This window comes from Novipirellula rosea (assembly GCF_039541335.1).
Lineage (GTDB): Bacteria > Planctomycetota > Planctomycetia > Pirellulales > Pirellulaceae > Novipirellula > Novipirellula rosea.
The window spans coordinates 159,021-181,774 of record NZ_BAABGA010000048.1 but is presented as its reverse complement, the minus strand read 5'-3'; the positions used below and the strand labels follow the sequence as shown (position 1 = coordinate 181,774).

Below are 22,754 nucleotides of genomic sequence, written 5' to 3'. Positions count from 1 at the left end.
CGCATAGTACCGCAGCCGCCCAAAGTCCAATTGGGTAGCGAGAAGCCGGGTAATACCGGTGTAGGGAAGGCGGTCAGGATTTTTCGCGACCAAGACGCCCCACCGCCCACACTCAGTGGTGAGACTTCGGTGCTGGACCGCTTGGATCGCATCACCCAAAGAGCGGAGACGCACCCAGAAGAGGTGTTTAATAACCTCTTCTCGCTGCTCAACTATGAGCTGCTATGGTACGCCTTTCGCCGATTGAAACGAGGCAAAACGCCAGGAGTCGATGGCGTCACGGTGGAAGACTACGAAGAGAATCTCGAAGGGAATCTTCGGGAACTGCTCAGTCGACTGCACCGGGGCAGCTATCGTCCGATGCCAAGCTTGCGTAAGAACATCCCCAAAGGGAATGGGAAGACGCGAGCGCTTGGTATCTCTTGCGTGGAGGATAAACTTGTCCAAAGCGCGATCGTGATGATCTTGGAGCAAATCTACGAAGTCGACTTCTATGACTTTTCGTATGGTTATCGCCCTGGGAAATCGTGTCACGGGACACTAGCGAATCTTGGCGGGATCATTGCGACGCGGAAAGTGAACTGGGTCAGTGACGCCGACATCAAAGGCTTCTTTGATAACGTGTCTCACGAACGTCTTGTCGAGCTTTTGCGGAAACGCATCAGCGACAGCAAGATGCTTCGGCTGATCTGCCGTTTCCTGAAAGCGGGTGTGATGGTCGATGGCAAATTGCAGGCGACCGAAGACGGAGTTCCACAAGGAGCAAGTCTCTCACCGTTGTTAGCTAACGTGTACTTGCACTACGTGTTAGACGAGTGGTTCGAACAAGAGGTGCGGCCGAGACTTCGCGGTGAAGCGTACTTGATACGCTTTGCCGACGATTTTATCTGCTGCTTCGAGTTGGAATCGGACGCGAGGAGATACCAAGCGGTTTTGCCCAAGCGACTTGACCGGTTCTCGTTATCCATCGCCGAGGAGAAAACAAAGTTGATTCGTTTTGGACGTTTCGCGCGTCGCGATAGCCAGCGGCGAGGTGAAGGGGCCCCAGCGACCTTCGATTTCCTCGGATTCACTCACTACTGCGGTCTCTCAAGAGCGGGCAAGTTCAAACTGAAGAGGAAAACGTCGGGGAAGAAGCTGCGTGTGAAGTTGAGAGAGATGCGGCTCTGGTTTCATCATCAGCTTTCCACTGCGGTTGGCGAAATGTGGCAAGTCTTGAACGCGAAACTTCGCGGGCACTATCAGTACTATGGGATCAATGATAATTGGCCGATGCTGATGGCGTACCGTAGCAAGGTTCGCCGGATGGCAAAGCGTCACCTAAGTCGTCGCAGTCAAAAGAGCTATGTGAACTGGACCGATTTCAATCGATTCACGGATCTTCATCCTTTGGCGAATCCGAAATGTTTGACGGACCTGATCGCGATGAACCGGCAGGGGGTGTGTGGCGGTGAGAAGTGAAATCTGGGAGCCGGATGCGGTAGCCCCGCACGTCCGGATCTGAGAGGGGCCGAGGGTCAATGAGGCAGGGTTAAAATCTTGTGACACCACCAGGGAAACCGGTGGCCAACAGGGAACGCAAAGCTTAACCTAAACCGAAGAGACCTCGGTCTACTCGCCCTGAGCGACCGGCAGCGCGCTTACAAATGGAAACTCTTGGGCGGTCGCCCGGTTACGACCACCGTTCGTCAGAAAATCGTATATGCCCTGGCCATCCCATCTCAGACTCGAAGCTAAAGAACCATTTGATGCGTCGGTTGTCGCAGATATTGAGCGTGCTATTGGCGTCACCCTACCCAAGCAGTTGCTCTCGTTTCTGAAAGACACTAACGGTGGTGGTTACGTTGACGATTTGCTTGCGGAATGTGCTGTACCGACACCGTTTGGGGAATCGAACATTGTAGAGATTGGCAACCTCAAAGGAATGCTCAGGCTACTTGATTCAGACGTCACTCCTCGCAATATGATCTGCATTGCTCATGGCCATTTCGGAATGACGACGTGCCTTTCTGTTGCCGGGATAGACCACGGCTGTGTCTATGCATTAGACACTGAAATGCGATATTTCTGGACGGCGGAAACCCTGTCCAAGTACCCAAGTCTTGCCCCGTCGATCAAGGAATTTTTTCGCATGCGTGACGGAGGAGAATTGCCGGAGCGCCCATGGGGCTATGAGAATTGCTATCTCATTGCTGAAAGCTTTGACGAATACCTGACCAAGCTCCACCCGTCCTTTGAAGACTGACGAACCATCGCATGCACGGGAGTGGCGGTGGCCAGTCTGTCTTTAAGTCAATATCAACTCCCGCCACCCCGTGATGCGAATCGTTATGGCATGGAGCGGAATGCAGCGTTTTAGTCTACGAGCGGTCCTTGTATTCGTTGCGTTTCTTGCGCTCGTCCTCGCGTTCGTGATGCTTCAAGCTCGCAACTCCGTCCTGCGTCGCGAAGTCGAGATGTTGCGAGCAGAATTGGGTTATCTCGTCCCCGCAGACGTTTCAAAGGTAAATCTCATTGAGGTGCCGACGGGTGAAGAATACTCGTGGCGGTGGCGTGTCTTCGCACCACCGGGAACTCAATTTGACGCAGGTATCGTTACCGAAGAGATTCCGAAGAGCGGTGCGCCCTCGCCATCATTCCTGGGTGTTGAAATACCTTCCGAACAGAACGGTGTGTTGGTTACGGCGTCGATCACAAATGATCTCGACGCTGGCTACGTACTAAAACTGGATTTTGGAAACGGAAATGTCGTTCGTGATGGAACACTCAAATCGCGTGACGAATTTTCCGATGGATCGGCCTCCCTCATGACCGCTGGACGAAATGGTCCGCAGGTTTGCGACTTCAATGAACCGATAATCTTGCATCGTCGCCGGCTGCATGAACAGACTTCGCCAACCACCTATAGCGAACCTAAGGGGAAATCTCGTGGTATGATGTTTTGGATCACCCCAACGAAGAAGCCATAACCATGGGTTGGACGCGGAGGCCTCGAAAGTGTCTTTGGGCAGTGGTTGCTCATTCGCTCGGCCCCGGTCAACCCCGACCTTACCCGACTGAAATCCGCTACCTACCTTTCAAAAATTGATGACGCCATGAATCGCTGTCTTTCGGTCTTCCTCGCCATAGTTGCGATGTCACCCGCGGCATGCCTCGCCGAAGCTCCTGTTCCGACTGGACACTCAACTGTCCACATTGTTTTCATTACGCCTCAATCGCAACAGTCTCGAACGCAACCAATGATGACCGGAATGGTTGGCGCCCAAAAACCAATGGCTCGAGTTGGCAATCTATTTCTTCCGGCTGACGAGATTCGTCCTATCCGAATAACGATCGACGGTGATTTCGTCGGGCATGCGATGGTTGGACCGCAGGACATCACACCTGTATTTGTTCTTCCGAAGGGTCTTCACAAATTCACGTTTGCGATCGAGGGCTCCGATCCGGCTCCAGCCGAGATTACGGTGCTGGGGACTGGCTCAAAGCAATACTTGATCGCCAAGCTGCCTTCTGAAAAAACGCTACCGAAGGACTCCGCTACTTCCGTTGATGCGACGGCGGTTCAACCGTCTGGCAACTAGCGGCGGATAACCAAGCCATTCACACGGAGGACGGCATCGTGTTTTTACAAATGGAAAATCTAATCGCCGTCCCCGGTCACGGCTACCGTTATCCCATGCAAATATCGTGAATTCTCCCGATCCACCACGCTTAACATTCGCGGCAAGTCGATGGCGATTTTTTCTCGCTACTACGATGAGTAGTTTGTCCATTGGGATCGTGATCTATTGTCTTACACGATGGTTACAAATCCCGTATGGCTGGGCGGTATTCATCGTCGTGATACGCGCGGCGTTTTGGGCCTGCGCGGTCGATATTCGCAACTTCGACGTCAACATAGATGGGCGCACGCTGTCTGGACCCACCTTGATCTTCAGCTCTCAACCAGTATCCATCGAACTTGGCGATGTCGATCCTGAATTCGTCAGTGAGTGGATGGGCGTCTTCTCTGTGCACGATTCCACTGGCAGCGAGGTGATGGCACACTACAGGTACTACTTGCCGGAAGATCGCGTGGTTCTTCGTGGTATGATCGAACGCCTTCGTCGGCCACGACCCGCCACGTCTGTGGGATAACCATGGCATTCACGCGGAGCGGGGCTTGCGGCCGAATTTGAAATGGACAACTTTACTCTCCCCACCCGGTGATGCCGGTCGTTCGTCTAGTGGATAAAAACGTGGGACTAATGCCCTCATCAACTCTCAATTTGCAACCACCAAATGAACACACGTCGGTTCAGACGATTCACACTGAGATCTATGCTTCTGTTTGTTGCAGCATTCGCATGTGGTCTTGTTCTGCTCCGTCCCTTTTTTGAACGACGAAATCTTAGTAACAGGGTGAGTTCTCTTGGTGGCACGACCTATTTTGATTGCTCCGATCTTCCGGATTGGGTCAGAGCAAGAGCTTCCGACGAGACACTTGAATCGTGGGGGATAGCCAAAGTCTTCACAGTAAACCTCCAAAAAACGAATGCCGATGACGAGGACCTAAAGGTCATCCTAGGGAGAGTTCACTACGGACGTATCTTTCTCAGTTATACAAAAATTACTGACGATGGCCTGGAGCACCTAACAACACTGCCACAATTAGATACTATTGTATTGGACCACACGGAAGTTGGTGACGAAGGATTGTCGTCTCTCAGTTCACTTCCAGTCTTAACTACCTTGGACCTAAGCGGGACGGCAGTAACCAACGATGGACTGCTCGGTTTGCAAGAGTTTCCTGCGTTAAAAACTTTGGTCCTTATGGACAATCCTCAAATTACCGATGCTGCGATTGGGAATCTTGTTTTATTGAGCAATCTTGAGAGGCTTCACCTCGAGAATTCCGGTTTAACGAAAGAGGGAATTATGGATTTGAGAAAATTACTCCCCGACTGTGAAGTAATGGACTGAATATAGGATTCAACTGCGTGAAAGACCTCGCGATAAAGACGAACCATACGATCAACCGAAGTCGCGGAGTCGTCGTTTTTGACAATTGACAATCTCCCGCCGCGACTCGGTTATCGCTTCCGTTCTGTGCTTAGATCCGAGTTTGAAAAATGCGTCATCTACTTTACACGGTAATTCTTGCTGCTCTCTGCGTCGACGTCCTCGTTGCCCAATCGCTGAAGGACGAATTCCAACAGCTTCAGCGTGAGTACGCTTCGAGTACGGAGGCGTGGCAGGTGAAATATGACGGCGTCAAGACTGAGGACGGTTCGATCGCGCGTTATCGGGAATGGCCCGGCTGGTCATTTGCTTCGAAATTCACTTCCTTCGCGGAAGACGCTGGATCGAGCCAGGAGGGGTTTGATGCACTTTTGGAAGTTTTGAAGATGGGGAACTCCGTTGGTGAGTTTGATCAAGATTTGTTTGACGATTATGAACGCGCGATCGAGTTGATCCTAGAAAAGCACCGCGAAAAGAAACTTCGCAACCTCTGTGCCCAAGTACGCGTATCGAAGCAGTCTGAAAATTTCTTGCGTACTCTTATGGTTGAAGGCGATTCAAACGAACTCCGTGCCGAAGCGTGCTTCTTTCTTGGAAGACTCTTGTCGCAGAAACGAGACATGTGTCTGCCCAATTCATGGGCGAAACGCCCAGGCGTAGGTGCCTTTGGCGAATATTCGGACTCTCGCGTGAGAGCGAATCTCGACCGGTTTCTTGCTAATCAAGACATCGAACAACTTCAATCCGAGGCGATTCGCTGTTTTAAATTGGTCACCTCAGACTATCCTGACGTACCAACAGCGCGGGGCGACGAGAAGTTGAGCGATCGCGCTCGTCGCGAAATTTACGAGTTAAGACACTTGGCAATCGGCGTAACTGCACCTGATATTGTTGGGGCTGACGTAGATGGCAAACCCATGCGATTAAGTGATCATCGTGGCAAGGTTGTGCTGCTAGTTTTTTGGGCGTCTTGGTGCGGTCCTTGCATCGGGGACATTCCACACGAAAAAGAGCTTTATGCAAAATTTGTGGACCGACCATTTGTAATTGTCGGCGTAAATGCGGACGACACCTTAACGTCTGCCCAGGATTCAGTTAGAGACAATGCGATTCCTTGGCGGTCATTCTGGAATGGCCCCGATGGCATCGACGGACCCATTACAACTAATTGGAATGTTCGAGCCTGGCCAACCGTCTATGTCCTGGATCCGGAGGGAACGATTCGGTTCAAACATCTTCGCCGTGAAGAACTTGGCGAACCTCTTGAGCAACTGGTTACTGAGACTGAGACGAACGTGTCCAAACAGAGATAGACGCACAGAACCCTCGCGTGCACCCGAGCACGCGAGCCGAGCGTTCTTTAAATTGAGAATCTTCCGCGCGTGCCGGGTGATGCGGGTCGTTACCCGACTGGGATGCCCACAACTGTTGGACTCAGCATTCGGCACAAATCAATGACAAAATGGCTTTTTGACTACTCCTTAGTCGCAACGTTCGTTTATTTTGCGATCTTTGGTTCGTTTTCCGAAATCGTTCACCCACGAATAAGGCACCGACTGTGGATGCCTGGACTTGCGATTGCAATTCTGCTTGCAGTCGCGTCAACGCTCAGCATGCTGCAACCCATTGACCTATTTGCTGCGATCTGCGGCTTTACTGTATTTGTTGCGTTAACAACCGCAGGGCTAGCTACGAATGCTTGTTCTTCATGCGGGAAAATTGGTCCCGGGATTGCGTGGCGCACATGCTGCCAAGCCTGCAATGATAAAGCACAGACAACGGAAAACGACCAATTGGAAAGCTGTCCCTTTGCCGTTGATCCAATGCGTATTGCGGATGACGGCTAACAAATCGGTGAACGTGCGGACTGGCAAGGTCTGATTGACGAGCGGGTGCGAAGGATCGCCTGGGTAACTGCTAGCCACAGGCCCAGTGTTGAGTGTTGCAGGCTGCGTATAGGCATCATTAGCTGAAGTCGTAGCTTGAAGCGTACACGGCAGAGGTAGTGAGGATGAATGGATCGCAGGTGGTTTGCGCGACCGTGAACGGGATTAGCTCCGAAATTTTGGTTTCCTGTTGGATGCTGCCCACGGTGTGTGCACGCCCGAAGGCGAAACTCGCGGTCGCGTCTTGGCGAGCGACATCGAGAGTCCCGGAGTCGAAGATCCACTCGCGCTTTTGCACTGCGTCTTCAAGGCAACCAGTGACGCCCAAAAGTTCTTGATCTGACTATGAACTCCAATCATGACAAATCGAGTATGCCCGCGAAGCCGAAAAGGCGACAAAGGCAAATGACTCTTTGGGAATCGGATGACTGCATAGTTCCGTTGACTTCGGGTAATGCCGTACGAGGGAAGTCTGGCTTGCTGGCCGGCGTTCTCGGTACAGACTGGTTTGTTGTGCTCGCACGTGCCAAGGATTAACGGGTGTAAGACAGAAAGATTGTTGCGACAGAAAAATTTGTAGGCTGAGAAGCGAGTCCTCAATTTTTCGGTTTTCATCTTTCTGTCAACCATTTTTCTGTTCGCAATTCCGTCATGCATCGCTCATTCGCAGTGATTAGCGAGGATTTGCGGGCAGACGTTTAGGTGCGGTATTCGCCACGAGTCAGGCGAATTTTCAAGAACCGGAGTGCTCGCATTACGGACTTGATCGCGATGGGGAGTGCGAAGTGATGCCAGGTGAGAGGTGTCGGCTGGGAGCCGGATGCGCCGGCGGCGCCAGTCCTGTTCTGAGAGCGTTCGGTGATCAATTGCACAAGGATCAAACATTGTGACACCCCAAAGAGAAATCGGTGGCAAACCGTGAGCACAAAGCGTATCCTAACACCCGAGAGACTCCGTTCTACTCGCCCCAAGTACGCGAGTCGGGCGGTCTTGAAGTTGAAAGTCTCGCGCGCGTACAGGGTGACGCGTGACGTTCCCCGACAAAGGAAATTCACATACCAAAGTGGCTCGCATCACTACGCGACTTCATCAACGGTCGCCCAGGCCCGATTGATGTTTGGGCTGCTGTTCGCCGGGCAGGCTGGTCGGAATCGTACTAATGCGAATTGTCGACGCTCAGCCTCCCATCAGAACTGCCGATACACGCCGCCGCAAAGGAATTTCTAAGACGCTATGGTGGCCTTACGATTGACGTTCGGGGAGAGGTCACGATCTCACCGGTCGAATGCGACGACGATATACAACATATCCTGAACGCACGAAATTCTGACGGACGCGACTACTACCCTGTTGGTCGAATTGACGACGAATGTGCCACATGCATTCTGATCGACGGTGAGGCCAACCTTTATTTGTACATCGCTCCCCCGGGCGCGGAAGCACCGCCATGGCCGGTTACAGACTTCAAAGCTGTCATCCGATTCGCCATGGGATAGACTGCAATGGTGTTTGAAGTACGGGGAACCCGCCAATGCACCCGAGCGGCGAAGTCGAGCGTTTTCAATTGGACAATCACTCGTCGCTGCCCCGTGATCGGTGGCGTTATCCGACTGAAATCACTAGCCCATTCATTTCGCTGGCTGCACCTTGGCTCAACGTGACCTCGTCATCCGCGAACGCATCTCGATGCCCCGCCTCAACCGACAGCTTTCCCGAACGCAAGTTGGGCTCGCGCTCGTACTTGCAATCACGATCTACGCCTGGGCATCAAGGCCGTTGATCGGTCACCCTTCGTTGATTTCGATGGTTGGCTTGCCTGGCATTGCCCTGATCTGCTTGGTGACCCGAACAAATGCTCTTGACATTCTTCGATGTTACCTTGGGGGTTTTCTTGGAGCGTTGATAGGATATCGCCAGTTTTGGCCGCTTGAGGCACCAATGATCTTCACGTACGCTGTCGGAGGTTGGATGCTTGCCGTTGCGCTCAACTTGCTTTTGCGGGTTTCGCGATCACCGAAGCCGCAGGATGAGAGCGGGGAATCCTTGGTTGCACCTGAGTCCGCGAGTTAATATTTTTGAAGTGGAGAATCGTTCGCACGGCCCCGCTGAACCGTGTCGTTATCGCCATCGGATCAGTCCTTAATGACGATTGAGAACTATAACGAATGGCTTGCTTTGCCTGACGATGTCCGGCAATCGTGTCTGTCGAAATGGAACGCCTACACCCACGAGATGTTCTGGGTTCCAACCATGGCCGCGGCGCGGCTTGCCGCGTCTTCTGCGTTCCCTGTGACCGATATTTACGTTGGCATCTATCACGGTGGTGCGTACGTTTTGCACTTAACCGTGGACGACGAACACTTGACGTCTTGCCCGAAGCCATTGAAGCAAACGTTCGACGGCTTTCCGGTAATCTGGATGGGAAATTCATATCAAGACCCAGAGAATCCTCAACCATTTCTCGGTGAATGGGAAACACACGGAGTATTTGGCGACTTTCGAGTCATCGTCACGGAGGGCGACGGGCTGTCGGTCCAATGTACGGATCTCAGATCCAAAGCCGATTTGGATGTATTCGATCAACGTATCGCGTTCAATCAATTGTCGTTCGTGACCCGCACAGAATCACAGAACGTTCTGCATACGATACGGCTCGATGATGGCAATGTGCTAAACTACCAGTTGACCGTGGGCCAGTTCGCCCGCAGAGCAAACAAAGAGGCGTAACCATGCGATGATACGGAGCGGCGATGGTCGCCGTTTTGGCAATGGCAAACTCGTTCGGCGCCGCCCGCACATCACCGCCGTTATCGCAAACCAGTAATGCTTGATCCCAAAATGCCTCGCGACCGTATGCAAGCCGAGACCAGCGTGAACAAGATACAACGGTGTGGACTGACGCTTATTGAGATCGTCGTCACCGTTACGCTGATCGCTATCCTGATTGCGATCCTTGTTCCGGCAATCCAAGCAGCCCGAGAATCCGCACGCAAGACCCAGTGCCAGAGCAACCTGAAGCAAACCTCACTAGCGGTGCATACATTTCACAATTCGCACAAGAGTTTCCCATCTCCCTACGGCGGTACATCACTGAGCTATCCGCTCGAAGTGTGGGATCAGTTCCACATGCACTCGTGGCGGGCAGCCCTATTGCCGTACATGGAACAGTCATCGCTTCACGATGCCATCGATTGGCACGTACTGGCAACTGATCGAGTAAATGAAACGGTAGCCAACACCGTCGTTTCGAGCTACATCTGCCCGAGCGGAACCTCGCCCTCTTCCGATACGGGAATGTCGTTTCCGCAGAAGCGAAATCCCTCCAATCGCAATCCTGAGGATCGATATCATGTGGTGCGGAGTGACTACGATGCTTTGGCGGGCACTGGTGCAGAGCAAGGCATCCTTTGGGGAGTCTGGGGGAAACCTAACTTTCGTGTAAACCCATATGGCAATCCACTGGATACCGAAGAACTCCTGCTTGCGCACAGCAAGGGACGCTTCAAAGACATTTCCGATGGTCTTTCACAAACGATTATGGTCGTGGAACGCGGAGGTCGGCCATTGCACATGGTTGACGGGCTGCCGAATGCGACATCGACTAACCCAGACGCCACGTATGCTGGCCAGATAGCTTGGTCCGCTAGCAATTCACTGACGTGGAGGCTACTGCCCGGAAAATTCTCGATCAATCACGACAACCAGCAATCGATCTACTCGAACCACGCTGAGGGCGTCTATGTTGCGATGTCCGACGGATCTGTCACCTATCTATCTGAATCGACCGATCTGAAAACCCTCTCCAAGATGATCGGCCGCAACGATGGAACGAATTAGCCGAACATGACGGATCTCCATGACATCCACGTCGCGGACTGGAAATGGCTTGAAGACGAGCGAGTGGGAAGGGAGACAGGGAGACAGGGAGACAGGGAGACAGCTAGACAGGGAGACAGGGAGACAGGGAGACACGGAGACACGGAGACACGGAGACACGGAGACACGGAGACACGGTCATGAGGAGTGAGGAGTGAGGAGTGAGGAGTGAGCATGGCACAGACTGAATCGTTGCTCTGGCACTCCTGGTGAAAAAGCGGATGGCAGACAGAAAGAGTGATGCGACAGAAGAATTTTTTGAGACGAAGTAACGCGTGGGATTTTTTTGATCTTCATCTTTTTGTCACCCATTTTTTTGCCTGTTTTTGGACATCAGGGGAGGACGATTTTATTGGGCTCCGGGGGCATTGATTTGTGTACATGGTTCAACAAGTCTTCGATTGCCGCTGGTTCCGCGGTTAGCTCGAGTCGTAGGTTGCGGCGCGATTGTCCCTTGGCAGTTTTGTCATGTCGCACTCATTCGCGATCATTGGCGTGATTCGCGGGCAAGCGTTTGCCAGCGGTATTCGCTGCGAATCAGATGGATTTCCACGGGGCAAGTGCTGGTGACGCGGACTTGATCGCGATTGGGGAGTGCGAAGTGATGCCAGGTGAGAGGTGTCGGCTGGGAGCCGGATGCGCCGGCGGCGCCAGTCCGGTTCTGAGAGGGTTCGGTGATCAATTGGACAAGGATCAAATATGGTGACACCCCAAGGAGAAATCTGTGGCAAACCGTGAACACAAAGCGTATCCTAGCATCCGAGAGACACCGTTCTACTCGCCCGGAGCCGGGCTTGCGGGCGTTTTGGCAATGGGACGTCAACTCTCCCGGCCTGCAAAAACCTAACGTTCTGCTGTTTAAATGCGATTAACACTGGTCTTCGTGGTGCTACTACTTGGCTGTGCCAATCGCGACTCAAATACGATGACGAACCTCACGATCGAGTACCGCGGACAACACGTTAGGATGTCACAGCCCTTCGGCGACTACGAAGAGTACACCGACGCCATGGATCTAATTGCTGAGGAGGAATACGAACGGGTCACTGCTGCAGTACGTCGCGCCGCAGTGCCAAGCTCCGTCGCCTCGATTGAAGAAATGTCACGAGCTATCGGGGATGTAGAGTTTCCCGGTTTCCAAACGTACTCCACTTCTCGGTTACCGAACAAGAAATTGGCTACCATCGGTCCGACGGCCGAACCCATGAGTTTTCCCGCAACAAAGTGAAAGCAGAACAATGGCATGCACGAGAGGACGGCTTGCGGCGTTTGCTACAATGGATGATCAACTCTCCGTCCCCCCGTGATTTCCACCGTTCGCCAGAGTCAACATGCGTGTTCTAAAAGTTTCCTCACTGCAGCGCGACGGTGTGACACTGATTGAGCTTCTTGTGGTGTTCCTCATCCTTGGGATTTGCATCGCTTTATTGCTACCCGCAGTCCAGTCCGCCAGAGCTACCACACGCCGGACCCAGTGTGCCAACAACTTGCGCTGTTTCCACTTTGATACCGCATTGTTTCGAGACCAATTTCCCTGTCCTGACTCGCCCGATGGCTTTGGATACTTTCGCAATCTCGAAATGGAAAATGATCCGTTGGTGTTCAACGCAACGCATTCGACAATGGAATGGTTGGAGCATAATGGCGGCCCTCTTGTCGTTGATCCGGCGTCACCGCCGGACATGAATCCGGAGACGTGGTTCACAACCACCAATATCACCGCCGGATTGGTACTGCCAATCGTAGACAAGTATATTGCTCGCAGTCGGCATATAGGCGACACCGCAAACTACCTTTTTTTGGACGGCCACATCGAGATTATTGAGTCAAAGGTAATTGAAGGCTGGGCGGAATCTGGTTTCAATTTCACCGAGGCTGGAGCAGGGCTTCCGCCACATTGATTACGTGAAGCTAAAGACTGGCGAACGAAACGATGCACGTGAGTCGCCGAGTTGAGTTGATTGAAGTGGTGAGTCGTTCGCGGCAACCACGTGATTGTTGACGTTATGCCGTGATTTGGAGGTCTGATGTATGTCCAAATCCTGACGACACTCGTGCCAGTGGACTGCTGGATGGAATACTGAAGTCTCTCAAGACGCAGACGGCGACGTGGTTCGTCGGTTTGGTGATCGCAATGCTTGGGCTATTTTCCGCAAGGATCACTGAATCAGTGAAGTTCGCGTTGAATCGCGCTGAATCGCGCTGACTTGCGAACGACGCAATGCGAAGAGTTAGCGACTGAGGTCAGCCAGTATATCTACATTGCGGAACTAAATACAGAGTTCATCGAGTATGAATGGACAAACAGAATGTCACTGACGGGACTGATCACCGAATATAACGAGTCGATCTCGACACTTCGGAAAAAGGAGTACGTCTATCTTGCATGGATTCAGAAGTTCTGGGGGGAAGGCGAGGTTGCCCGATTCGAAGAATTCATTAACGCGGTACGCGAATTCGATTCAGCAATCCACTCTCTAAATGACCAGTTTGAAGCAGTCAACATCACCGAGAAACAAGAGAAAGTCGATCCAGAACGTGCCAAAGAAGCACTTGAGCTGTTGATACCGGCCGTCGAATCTGTTCGTAAGAACGGTCGAAGGTTGTTGCTGTCGCTTTCGTGACCGACAACGCAAGCCAGACGGCATAACAATTAAGGCTTTGACATCGCGGAGCGAGGCACGAGCGGAGTCGATGTTCAAGGCCTTGATTCTAGAAGGCCGGTGGAACGCTTTGAAGATTCAGCGATCACCTAGAGAATTTAAGGGTTTTGCTTTCTTGTCGCGTGACCGCAGGACTGATGATGGCGGCGGGGATGGCCCGGTGTGCCAAGCTGGATCCAGCAACTGGGCCGCTTTCTGGATGTTCTAATAGCCTGCCGATGCGTTTGCGGGCCGTGTGTTTCGCGACCTGCGCAGACCGTCTGCGACCGCACTCCTGGTGACGCTTCGTTTTTGACGGTTCGAACGATCGTAAGCTGCATCGTTTAGCTTGCCTTTTCCTGCGTTGGTCCGCGACGATAGATCACTCGGTGGTTCGTGCAGCGGCTCGCTGGAGGGAACGGTGTCAACGGTGGGATTGCCGACTGGAGCTCTGTTGTCTCCGTTTGCTCCTGTGCAAACCCCATCAACAACTGGCGGAAGAGCGGGCGTGGCGGAATGGGGTTGTGGGCCTTCGACGTGGCAGCTATCGCGTGTTGCCCGCGGAGTTCGGTGCCTGTCTCCAGTGGCGACTGTTCTTCAGTCTGGCTTGCCGCGTGGTCGATCACTGGGGTTCTCGGCTCATTAACTTAGCCAACCACAGATGAACGCGGATGAACACAGATTCATCCATTTAAAAGTCTGCGTCCATTTTAGTTTATCTGTGGTTCCATGTCTTCTCTGCCAAGAGTGATGCTGCGGGCACCGGGCTTGGGTGCACTTCTGGGCTCTGGCGAGAATGGGGCACCTGCGTTGTTCCAGCCGTTTAGCCAGAACCATCCGAAGCAGGCGAGCACGCGGCAGGGCTGGTGGGTAATGGCAAGCGTGTCCACGCGTGTCATCTGATCCGTACTGTTTGCCGACTGGCGATGCTTACTTGATGGCAATCGTTTCGGCGATTCGGGCGGTCTTCATGCATGTTGGAGCGTCTGCAAACGGATTTACTGGCGGTCGTTGCGCTCGCTATGATTGGATCCACGTCAGCCGCCGTGGTTAGCGATATCCCGTTACAGCAATCTGGGGAACCATGAGGCACATGTTGTGGATTGGACATGGTCTGAAGACGACCGGGCGGGATTGAGGAGTGAGGAGTGCTTGGTGGACAATAGCGGATGTAGGACAGAAAGATTGGTGCGACAGAAAGATTTTTAAGACGAAGTAACGCGTGCCCCTTTCTTCTGACTTCATGTTTTTACCTGTAATTGGTCGCCATTCGCACTTGTCTACTGAGCAGCGAATCCATCGCAGTTTCGGCATCATTAATGCCGCTGTTTTTCACAGCTAGATGACGTAGCGTCATTCGTCCCGGGTTAGCGATAGTTAGTGTGCCAGTCATGCTGGGTAACTTCAAGCGACCCAACAAGTACCGATCCTTGTTCGCTCCTAATTTGCTCAAGCAATCGCTTCTTATTTTCTAACCAGTGATTTTTTAACCTTTCCTCGGCAGCGCTCGACTGTGTCATGATTGCCACAAGCGGGAGATTGATTCTCGCCGGCGACATCTGGCGGTACGACACTGCTCGTTGCAGAGAGATGTTTTCGTGGATCGAGGTAAGTGGTAGACAGAAAGATTGGTGCGACAGAAAAATTTTTAAGACGAAATAACGCGTCCCCATCGTTCTGCTTTTGTCTTTTTGTCAACCATTTTTTTGCCTGGGATTAGGTCGTTAGAGAACGTTGTGTCTTAATAGGATCGTGATCGTCAATTGAGCTCGTCCGATGAGCACTGCGTCGAATGCTACGGCGACGGTTGCACGTTGCCCATTGGCGTTCATTTGCGTGCTTCGCGGGTGAGTTTGCCATGTTAGATTGGCCACGAAATAGCCGAATTTTCACGAGTCTCAATAGGGGGTCACGGCGTCTCATCACAATGCAGTCGGCGTTTCTGAGGCAACTCGCTGAACCCCGACGTTCGCGAAAGATTTGTCTCTGTGAATGACACGCTTACGTCTTAGATTTTCGATCCTCGCCACGATGACCGTGATTGCCCTTGCCGCGATCATTTTTGCCGTCATTGCTGCTCGGCCATCGACAACGATCAGAATTACGGCGCACGAAAACGGTAGCTTCACGTGTGAAACACGGACTTACAGAGTGCGTGAACTTAAAGCTGCTGTGTCCGATGCTGTCGCGCGCCGAAAGCGTTGGTTCATGACTCCCAAAACGCAAATCAACTTTGAGGCGGGCGTCAAATTCACTCAGGTGCCTCAGATAATGAGCCTCGTCGCATCGGCGGGATGCAAAGACGTGCAGGTTGGCCTGCCGCCTGAATTATCCAGTAAACTATCCAGGCCGGGGCTTACCTCGGAGCCATGGTAGATCCTTGTTAAGAGAGTGAAGAAAATAATCAGGAAACATGCCAGCACCGTGAGAATCGGCTAAACTGACAATCGAAAAACCCATCCACCTCCACTGCGACAGCGGCTTACTTGGACAATGTGGTGCACCCAAGGACGGCTTGCACGCTTTTCCATCGGGCAACCAACCCGCCGTGTCCAGTGATCGTCAACGTTCTGCCAGCCAAAGCAATGAAAATGCGTGATCCTAAAGGACCAATGAAAGTGAGAAAGTGGACCCAGTTTCGCCTGGGAAGTGTACTGGTAGCGGTTCTTTTCTGTGCGTTGGCTGCAGCTTGGTTTTCGGATCGTTCGCACTTAAAAGAGCGTATCCGCCAATTGTCGAGTAGAATCGCTACGCAAGAAGAGCAGATTGCCCGTCTGCAACATCGTTTGGAAGTTCGACTTGAGCATGCCCAGACTCGCTATACGTGGGCAAATGCCGACGAATTCATCGAGATGATCCGGACCGTGGCCGACGAAGAGACGTTCAATGACAAAGGACCTTCGTTGTTGGAAGCGGAACAACCGCTGATCGATGATGTCGTCCCGAGACTCATTGAACTGCTCGAGAGCAAAAATGAGAGGACGGTGGAACGGGCGTTGACAACCTTGCAGTGGATACAGCAGCACGCACCAGAAAAGATTGCGAGCCACTCGTCACAAGTCGTCACTGGGATCGGCCCCTTGCTCAGCAGCGAACACGAGCGGATTGTCGCCATGTCAATGTACACGCTGTCTTCGTTTGGAACTGCGTCCCGCGGCATGCTTTCTGAACTACAGACGCTAATGAACGACGATGATGCATGGCTGGCGCCGGATGCAGCGATTGCGATCGCAAGAATAGATCCGCATGAACGTCAAGTCGTTGCCCTTCGGCTGGTCGAGTTGATCGAAATGAAGCACCCAAACTGGTATCAAGCAGCGTTCCACCTCCCCCAAGTCGCCGATTCAGATGTCGCACGTAGCGTTTTAGAAGATGCTTATGCAGACGCAGAGACTGACGCCGAACGCGAGATGGCCACGATCGCGTTAAATCAACTGCCGTCTGTAACAGAACCAGAATGATGCACGCGAGTGGGGGGCAGCAACATGAGTGAATCAAGCCAGGAGTCACGACGCGGGTTCGAGATCAGATCCTCGATCCCTGTTCTGCGGATGTTCGATGAAGCCAAGGCAAGGGCATACTATTTGGACTATCTAGGTTTTGAGGTCGACTGGGAGTCTCGGTTTTCCCCAACGGCGCCATTGTATATGCAGATCCATCTGGGAGATGCCATCCTGCATCTCAACGGGCATGCCAAGCAGGACGCACCGATTTCTGAAGTCAATATTCCAGTCCTCGGATTACAAAACTATTGTGACTATCTAAATGCGAAAGGGTCCGAATTTCCAGAGGCAGTGGCGGTGGATCCACGATATCAGGGGCGGAATACAGACTTGAATATCTGGGATCCGTTCGGCAACTATCTGGTTTTCTGCTCGCAGACGACCGAAAGTTAGGGAGACAGGGAGACAGGGAGACAGGGAGACAGGGAGACAGGGAGACAGGGAGACACGGAGACACGGAGACACGGAGACACGGAGTGAGGAGTGAGGAGTGAGGAGTGAGGAGTGAGGAGTGAGGAGTGAGGAGTGAGGAGTGAGGAGTGAGGAGTGAGGAGTGAGGAGTGAGGAGTGAGGAGTGAGGAGTGAGGAGTGAGGAGTGAGCGGCAGGTGATGGTGGATGTGGGGCAGAAAGATTGGTGCGACAGAAAGATTTTTGGGACGAAGTAACGCGTGCCCCTTTCTTCTGACTTCATGTTTTTGTCAACCATGTTTTTGCCTGTATTTGGTCTCCATTCGCACTTGTCCACTGAGCAGCGATTCCATCGCGGTTTCGGCATCATTGATGTCGCTGTCTTTCTGTTTTTCAAAGCTAGATGACTGACGTAGCGTCATTCCTGCTGGGTTAGCGATGGTCAGTGTGCCAGTCATGCTGGGTAACTTCATGCGAGCCAGCAAGTACCGATCCTTGTTCGCTCCTAATTTGCTCAAGCAATCGCTTCTTATTTTCTAACCAGTGATTTTTTAACCTTTCCTCCGGCGACATCTGGCCGAACGACACTGCTCGATGCAGAGAGATGTTTTCGCGGATCGAGGTAAGTGCTAGACAGAAAAATTGGTGCGACAGAAAGATAGAATGCCATGCCAATTCGCGATCGGGCATGAAGGACTCGCGTTGTCTCCATTTTTTAACCGATCATCTTCTAACCTTTCTGGGTATCTCGGGTGCGTGGGCATCCGCGGTCGACAGTGGTGCCTGCCATTGCTTCGCGAGTTTGCTGCGACCGCGGTGTCGATATCCCGCGAACTCCAGGCCAGAGATTGCGATCGCTGTCGCCGCTATTGATCGTCGATCATTCATTGATAAGTCCATCGCCATTTTCGTCATTCGGCGTGCATTCGCGATCATTGGCGTGATTCGCGGGCAGTCGTTGGCGAGCGGTATTCGCTGCGAATCAGTTGGATCTCCACGGGGCCTGAGTGCGCATGCCGCCGACTTGATTGCGATTGAAGAACGCAAGGGAATGGCAATTGAGAGGTGTAATCTGGGAGCCGGGGTCTGTAACGCGGCACGTCCGGATCGGAGAGAGGCGGCAGGGCAATGAGGCGGGGGTAAAATCTCGTGGCACCACAGCGGGAAACCGGTGGCAAACAGGGAACACAAAGCTTAACCTAAACCAAAGAGACCTCGATCTACTCGCCCGGAGCCGGGCTTGCATGGTTTCACGAATGGAACGTCAACTGTTCCGGACCGCCGTCCCCGCCGTTGCATGTATGAAATCTGATGAACGCCGACACGCTCCCATGGCTCCGCAAATCGATTTGCATGCGTCCGTCGCCTTTGGAAGTGCAGTCAATCGCCACCGACGTCTACGATCGCACGTGTCGTACCGACTTCGATGCGCCGGGCTTCTGCGTCGTCAACGTTGGCAACTCCATCGATTCCGTTGCCTTTCGTCAACTGATGGTCGAGCTCAAACGTGCAATGGCTGGAGTTCACGAATCCAAAACCGACAGCACGCTGATCTACCTGTCTGCCGCGCGATTCGATCAACAAGAAACAACTCGCCCTCATCTTGATGGTGGCCCGGACGAATGCTTCCTCATGTTGGGCTATGAACCCAGCGAGGTGGACTCCGAGCTCGAAATCTCGGACTACGCGAAATGCGCGTTCGATCTCAGCCTGTCGCCCAAGGAATTCATGGCCAAACACAATCCAATGTTTCAACCCGGCTATGAATTGCTGCGGCCGTATTCCACACGCATCCCATGTTTTTCGCGAAACGACTACCAAATCATTTGCGTCAACAATTCATCCGCACCGTTTTCCCCTGACCAACCGATGTGGCAGGGCACGCTCCATACGGCCACAATTCTAACTCCCGATGAATCAAAACGGCGCGTCATCAACTCAACAATGATCGCTGTGGCACCTGCTGGCACTCCTGAAACAATCACGGAACTTCAGCAAAAAGAATTTGTCACTACTTCGACGATTCATCGGCGGGGCTATGATAAACAGCACCTCGAAGACGACACGTAAACATCGCATGAACGCGGAGAATGTCAACGGAGCAATTGGGTCGTTAGCGACTTTCCCACGCGTTCCCCGATACGCGTGCCGTTATGTCACCTCGACCACTGATTAGCGGTCACCGCAATCCGAGTAGTACAGCGGTTGGGGCGGCGGTTTCACTTTCGACGCATGTCCGCTTGTCAGCCAGAACGTCCAGCCTAAAATCAGCCACACCAACCAATGCACCTGATCGAGTTTGATCTTCGAGTTCGGACTCATCCAGCCAAGGTGCTCGTGGTTTACGATGACCGATCCTTGTTGAGAGAGTATAGAAAACAGCAAGAAAACGTTCCAGCGCCGCGAGAATCGACCAAACAAAACTAACGAAAAACACCCCCACCTCGCCGCGGCAGCGGCTTAAATGAACCATGCTATCCACCGAAGGACTCGATGTGCGGTTACGCTATGATGAAACGCAAATAGATGCAGTCGAGTTCGCGATCGTGGATAACGATGTTGTGCAGCGGAGGACGGCATGGGCATTTGCCGACGAATCTCGCCATTCTTCACGATTCGCTCGATAGGATTAGAATGCGGCGAACTGAGGTCGCGGAGTCGTTCTTTTGAAAATTGAAAATCAATCGCCGCCACGCGGTTGTCGGGTCCGTTCTGCACCAAATTTTGACTTCTCCAATGACCAATAAATGTTCGCAGTGCGGGTTGACGACGCACACTGTCGATGCAACGAAGTGTCTGCTGTGTGGAACGCCATTTTCTGGCGCAGATCGTGGTCCGCAACTCGGCCAATCAGCCGCCCTCGCGATACGTTCAACTCCGAGGAAGTGTGCGAAGTGCGGGATGACAACGCACTCCGAAGATGCGGCGAATTGTTTGCTGTGCGGAGAGTCCTTTCCTGATCCGCTCGTTGCGTCACATCCGATTGGAGGCGAACCACAGGCAAATCAGAGAGCAAGGCAGGCGGGTCACTCGACTCGCTATGTCAGTCGTCGAGAAGGTCTCAAGCCACGCAGGTTGATCGCTGTCTTCACGGCTCTGCACGGTGTTGTCGGGCTGCTTGGCGGAGCGGGGCTCGTTGCAATGATCCTGCTTAAAGTCATTCCTACCGTGAGTGTTTTGATGGTCATGCTCGCAATTGTGACTTTCATTGCGCGAGGCGTCTGTGGTGGCGTTGGCGCGATATTGCTGTGGCAGGGAACAAAACGAGGCTATCAGCTCTCGTTGGTTTGTTGGAGCTATGTTGTCGTGGTTGGCCTAATCGCGGTTGTCCAAATTCCACTGTTAGATCTGCCGGATGCGGTATTGGCAAAGCATATTGGATCAACGCTCGGCAAACTCATGTTTGGCATCCCGTTCTCGTACCTGCTCGCGAGTGACTTGCTTCGCCTGAAATCTACGGAAGTCAGGTCATCTTAAGTACCGGCTGGACTGTGCCTGACTTTGTCGGCAAGGGCGCTTGTCATCAATTAGTAGAGAGGGAGACACGGAGACACGGAGACACGGAGACACGGAGACACGGAGACACGGAGTGAGGAGTGAGGAGTGAGGAGTGAGGAGTGAGGAGTGAGGAGTGAGGAGTGAGGAGTGAGGAGTGAGGAGTGAGGAGTGAGGAGTGAGGAGTGAGGAGTGAGGAGTGCGCGGCAGGTGATGGTGGATGTTGGACAGAAAGATTGGTGCGACAGAAAGATTGAGAAGGCGGCGCGTTGGGTGTCTTTATCTTTTTGTCAACCATTTTTTTGCCTGGGTTTTGGTCCTCAGGGGACGTTGCGATTTATTGCGTTTGCGGTCGTCAATTGAGTGGGTCCGTTGCCCATTGGCGTTCATTCGCGTGATTCGCGGGCTAACTTGTGTTGAAAGAGAATCTCCTGCCGTCGCGTTGCGACTGGAAACATGTGTGGCCGGTTAGCGTGAGCGATCGCAAAATAGATTGGCAAGCCGATTCGCGATTGGGCATGAAGGCCTCGCGTTGTCTCCATTTTTTAACCGATCATCTTTTAACCTTTCTCTGTATCCCGGATGCGCTATGAACAAGCAAGGCATCGCTGCCTATGGGAATGCGGCGATGCAAGCGATGCGACACTGGATTGTTGCTCGGCCTTATTTCGGTCGATATCTTGAAGGAACACGGAATCGATTTTGTTGGTGAGTCGTCCGCCACGCAATTCCAGCGCAAGAATCATCAGAGGCACACGAGATCGCGATCTGGGGTACTTGGCCGTTAGAGAATCGCCCGCGAGATCCGTATGAACACCACCGTTATCGACTAGAACCCCAGCCTTGATGTTGAAATGACAAAACGTGTACGCAAGCCCAACCGCGTGGGAAAGCCGGGACGAGTCGGCATTGTTCATGGAGCCGCTTGGGCCAAGTTGGAATGGTTTGTTCCATTCACTGACGGTCACGCCTACATCTACCACGGACATGAAGACCCGCAGGATCACAGCGACTGCGGCCCACACATTTTCTGCTGTCCGGAGGCCGGAAAAAAATTCCTGCAGCGATTTCCTGAGTCTGAAATGAACGAGGCTGAGTGGAAATTTACCTCCGCATATGATCTGATTGGTTGGATGGGGTCTCAAGGGCCGAAGGTATTCTATATCTTCTTCTGTGATCCCGATGACCCAATGGCATTGCGTTTTGCAGGCGTAAGGCTAGGCGACATTCGAAAAGTGCTGATGAAACGCCAGTCGCTCGATAGTTTTCTTGATATCGCTGACTGTATTGACACCCGCCGATAACGGTGAGCCTTTGACATCGTGAAGAGCGAGTCGATGTTCATGAGTTTTGCTCAGGAAGCCCGACGATGCGAGGACGCTGTCTCGACCAATGACTTGAGTTTTGCTTCGGTGAGTCAATCGTCATCGCTGGCCAGTCAGAACGTCGAGTCTGAAAATAGCCATACGACCACAAGACACTACAACTATCGAGGATAGATGCCATGCCTGCTCGACTCGTTGCCAGCGCCGTGACCAAAGAAACGCTCTCCGTGGGCGTCGAGACCGTTGATGGCACATTTTTTTGCCGAGGAAGGAAAGTAATCAGGCAGTGCACCCGTGCGGCAAAGTCAGGCGTTTTGACAATGGGCGATCTGCCGTCGCTGCCGGGTGATTTCCGCTGTTGCCGGACCGGAAATTCGAAGCCGTGAAAATGGAATCCAGGGCCGCGTGAACGATCGCGTCGTTACCTGGTGCTGAACTTTCGCGACATACTCGACGACTCGCAGTTTGCCTTCTTCCTTTGGGGCCTTGCCGAGTGCGCGTGTCTGGGGCAATAGCGGATGGCAGACAGAAAGATTGGTGCGACAGAAAGATTTTTAAGACGAAGTAACGCGTGGGGTTTTTTCGGTCTTCATCTTTTTGCCAACCATTTTTTTGCC

General features: G+C 52.7%; 21 protein-coding genes and 1 pseudogene. 19 read left to right on the top strand and 3 right to left on the bottom strand.

Annotated elements, in window-relative coordinates:
* The 10 genes from ltrA to ABD971_RS19595 form a co-directional block, all read left to right on the top strand.
* A partial coding sequence (ltrA, locus tag ABD971_RS19640; RefSeq protein WP_345324842.1) for a group II intron reverse transcriptase/maturase occupies positions 1 to 1,461 on the top strand: 1,461 nt, incomplete at its 5' end.
* Between the two features lie 241 nt (positions 1,462 to 1,702).
* Positions 1,703 to 2,245: an SMI1/KNR4 family protein gene (locus ABD971_RS19635; RefSeq protein ID WP_345324840.1), complete on the top strand. Its 543-nt coding sequence runs from the start codon at positions 1,703 to 1,705 to the stop codon at positions 2,243 to 2,245.
* Positions 2,246 to 2,315: 70 nt separating this feature from the next.
* The gene (locus ABD971_RS19630) at positions 2,316 to 2,969 is read left to right on the top strand and encodes a hypothetical protein (RefSeq protein ID WP_345324838.1); all 654 of its coding nucleotides are present in this window, start codon (positions 2,316 to 2,318) and stop codon (positions 2,967 to 2,969) included.
* Positions 2,970 to 3,242: 273 nt separating this feature from the next.
* Positions 3,243 to 3,581: a hypothetical protein gene (locus ABD971_RS19625; protein ID WP_345324836.1), complete on the top strand. Its 339-nt coding sequence runs from the start codon at positions 3,243 to 3,245 to the stop codon at positions 3,579 to 3,581.
* Between the two features lie 175 nt (positions 3,582 to 3,756).
* A complete protein-coding gene (locus ABD971_RS19620; RefSeq protein ID WP_345324834.1) occupies positions 3,757 to 4,137 on the top strand; it encodes a hypothetical protein in 381 nt (126 codons plus the stop codon).
* Positions 4,138 to 4,401: 264 nt separating this feature from the next.
* Positions 4,402 to 4,962 carry a leucine-rich repeat domain-containing protein gene (locus tag ABD971_RS19615; protein WP_345324832.1) on the top strand — a complete coding sequence of 187 codons (561 nt, stop codon included), beginning with the start codon at positions 4,402 to 4,404 and terminating at the stop codon, positions 4,960 to 4,962.
* Positions 4,963 to 5,237: 275 nt separating this feature from the next.
* Entirely contained in the window at positions 5,238 to 6,314 is a 1,077-nt protein-coding gene (locus tag ABD971_RS19610) for a TlpA family protein disulfide reductase (protein WP_345324830.1), read from the top strand.
* Positions 6,315 to 7,077: 763 nt separating this feature from the next.
* A complete protein-coding gene (locus ABD971_RS19605) occupies positions 7,078 to 7,230 on the top strand; it encodes a hypothetical protein (protein ID WP_345324828.1) in 153 nt (50 codons plus the stop codon).
* 1,799 nt (positions 7,231 to 9,029) lie between these two features.
* On the top strand, positions 9,030 to 9,614 hold the full coding sequence (locus tag ABD971_RS19600; protein WP_345324826.1) for a hypothetical protein: 585 nt from the start codon (positions 9,030 to 9,032) through the stop codon (positions 9,612 to 9,614).
* Between the two features lie 96 nt (positions 9,615 to 9,710).
* Positions 9,711 to 10,724, top strand: coding sequence for a DUF1559 family PulG-like putative transporter (locus tag ABD971_RS19595; protein ID WP_345324824.1), 1,014 nt, complete (start codon positions 9,711 to 9,713; stop codon positions 10,722 to 10,724).
* A gap of 526 nt (positions 10,725 to 11,250) precedes the next feature.
* Here ABD971_RS19595 and ABD971_RS19590 read toward each other — a convergent pair.
* The gene (locus ABD971_RS19590; protein WP_345324822.1) at positions 11,251 to 11,472 is read right to left on the bottom strand and encodes a hypothetical protein; all 222 of its coding nucleotides are present in this window, start codon (positions 11,470 to 11,472) and stop codon (positions 11,251 to 11,253) included.
* A gap of 216 nt (positions 11,473 to 11,688) precedes the next feature.
* Between ABD971_RS19590 and ABD971_RS19585 the strand changes: the two genes are divergently transcribed.
* From ABD971_RS19585 to ABD971_RS19560, 6 genes are all read left to right on the top strand, one after another.
* On the top strand, positions 11,689 to 11,991 hold the full coding sequence (locus ABD971_RS19585; RefSeq protein WP_345324820.1) for a hypothetical protein: 303 nt from the start codon (positions 11,689 to 11,691) through the stop codon (positions 11,989 to 11,991).
* A 103-nt stretch (positions 11,992 to 12,094) separates the two neighbouring features.
* Positions 12,095 to 12,664 carry a type II secretion system protein gene (locus ABD971_RS19580; RefSeq protein WP_345324818.1) on the top strand — a complete coding sequence of 190 codons (570 nt, stop codon included), beginning with the start codon at positions 12,095 to 12,097 and terminating at the stop codon, positions 12,662 to 12,664.
* Positions 12,665 to 12,970: 306 nt separating this feature from the next.
* On the top strand, positions 12,971 to 13,387 hold the full coding sequence (locus tag ABD971_RS19575) for a hypothetical protein (RefSeq protein WP_345324816.1): 417 nt from the start codon (positions 12,971 to 12,973) through the stop codon (positions 13,385 to 13,387).
* Between the two features lie 2,049 nt (positions 13,388 to 15,436).
* Positions 15,437 to 15,781, top strand: coding sequence for a hypothetical protein (locus ABD971_RS19570; protein ID WP_345324814.1), 345 nt, complete (start codon positions 15,437 to 15,439; stop codon positions 15,779 to 15,781).
* A 242-nt stretch (positions 15,782 to 16,023) separates the two neighbouring features.
* Complete coding sequence (locus ABD971_RS19565; RefSeq protein ID WP_345324812.1) at positions 16,024 to 16,866, top strand: hypothetical protein; 843 nt, start codon at positions 16,024 to 16,026, stop codon at positions 16,864 to 16,866.
* A gap of 24 nt (positions 16,867 to 16,890) precedes the next feature.
* Positions 16,891 to 17,301 (top strand): glyoxalase superfamily protein, encoded by a 411-nt coding sequence (locus tag ABD971_RS19560; protein ID WP_345324810.1) that lies wholly within the window; start codon positions 16,891 to 16,893, stop codon positions 17,299 to 17,301.
* Positions 17,302 to 17,607: 306 nt separating this feature from the next.
* On the opposite strand, the gene ABD971_RS19555 is transcribed toward ABD971_RS19560, so the two are convergent.
* On the bottom strand, positions 17,608 to 17,835 hold the full coding sequence (locus tag ABD971_RS19555; protein ID WP_345324808.1) for a hypothetical protein: 228 nt from the start codon (positions 17,833 to 17,835) through the stop codon (positions 17,608 to 17,610).
* Between the two features lie 793 nt (positions 17,836 to 18,628).
* On the opposite strand from ABD971_RS19555, the gene ABD971_RS19550 reads away from it, so the two are divergent.
* A complete protein-coding gene (locus ABD971_RS19550) occupies positions 18,629 to 19,387 on the top strand; it encodes a hypothetical protein (protein WP_345324806.1) in 759 nt (252 codons plus the stop codon).
* A gap of 111 nt (positions 19,388 to 19,498) precedes the next feature.
* On the opposite strand, the pseudogene ABD971_RS19545 reads toward ABD971_RS19550, so the two are convergent.
* Positions 19,499 to 19,651 (bottom strand): annotated as a pseudogene (locus ABD971_RS19545) (IS91 family transposase); the annotation flags it as partial.
* 567 nt (positions 19,652 to 20,218) lie between these two features.
* Between ABD971_RS19545 and ABD971_RS19540 the strand changes: the two are divergent.
* Positions 20,219 to 20,794, top strand: a complete 576-nt coding sequence (locus ABD971_RS19540; RefSeq protein ID WP_345324802.1) for a hypothetical protein — start codon at positions 20,219 to 20,221, stop codon at positions 20,792 to 20,794.
* A gap of 872 nt (positions 20,795 to 21,666) precedes the next feature.
* Positions 21,667 to 22,116 carry a hypothetical protein gene (locus ABD971_RS19535; protein ID WP_345324800.1) on the top strand — a complete coding sequence of 150 codons (450 nt, stop codon included), beginning with the start codon at positions 21,667 to 21,669 and terminating at the stop codon, positions 22,114 to 22,116.
* The last annotated feature ends 638 nt before the right edge of the window (positions 22,117 to 22,754 follow it).

Excerpts from the sequence above, each read along its gene's own strand:
- ABD971_RS19635 (WP_345324840.1), top strand. The coding sequence starts at position 1,703 with ATGCCCTGGCCATCCCATCTCAGACTCGAAGCTAAAGAACCATTTGAT.
- ABD971_RS19625 (WP_345324836.1), top strand. The coding sequence starts at position 3,243 with ATGACCGGAATGGTTGGCGCCCAAAAACCAATGGCTCGAGTTGGCAAT.
- ABD971_RS19620 (WP_345324834.1), top strand. The coding sequence starts at position 3,757 with ATGAGTAGTTTGTCCATTGGGATCGTGATCTATTGTCTTACACGATGG.
- ABD971_RS19600 (WP_345324826.1), top strand. The coding sequence starts at position 9,030 with ATGACGATTGAGAACTATAACGAATGGCTTGCTTTGCCTGACGATGTC.
- ABD971_RS19595 (WP_345324824.1), top strand. The coding sequence starts at position 9,711 with ATGCTTGATCCCAAAATGCCTCGCGACCGTATGCAAGCCGAGACCAGC.
- ABD971_RS19585 (WP_345324820.1), top strand. The coding sequence starts at position 11,689 with ATGACGAACCTCACGATCGAGTACCGCGGACAACACGTTAGGATGTCA.
- ABD971_RS19580 (WP_345324818.1), top strand. The coding sequence starts at position 12,095 with ATGCGTGTTCTAAAAGTTTCCTCACTGCAGCGCGACGGTGTGACACTG.
- ABD971_RS19570 (WP_345324814.1), top strand. The coding sequence starts at position 15,437 with ATGACCGTGATTGCCCTTGCCGCGATCATTTTTGCCGTCATTGCTGCT.
- ABD971_RS19560 (WP_345324810.1), top strand. The coding sequence starts at position 16,891 with ATGAGTGAATCAAGCCAGGAGTCACGACGCGGGTTCGAGATCAGATCC.
- ABD971_RS19550 (WP_345324806.1), top strand. The coding sequence starts at position 18,629 with ATGAACGCCGACACGCTCCCATGGCTCCGCAAATCGATTTGCATGCGT.
- ABD971_RS19540 (WP_345324802.1), top strand. The coding sequence starts at position 20,219 with ATGACAACGCACTCCGAAGATGCGGCGAATTGTTTGCTGTGCGGAGAG.
- ABD971_RS19535 (WP_345324800.1), top strand. The coding sequence starts at position 21,667 with ATGACAAAACGTGTACGCAAGCCCAACCGCGTGGGAAAGCCGGGACGA.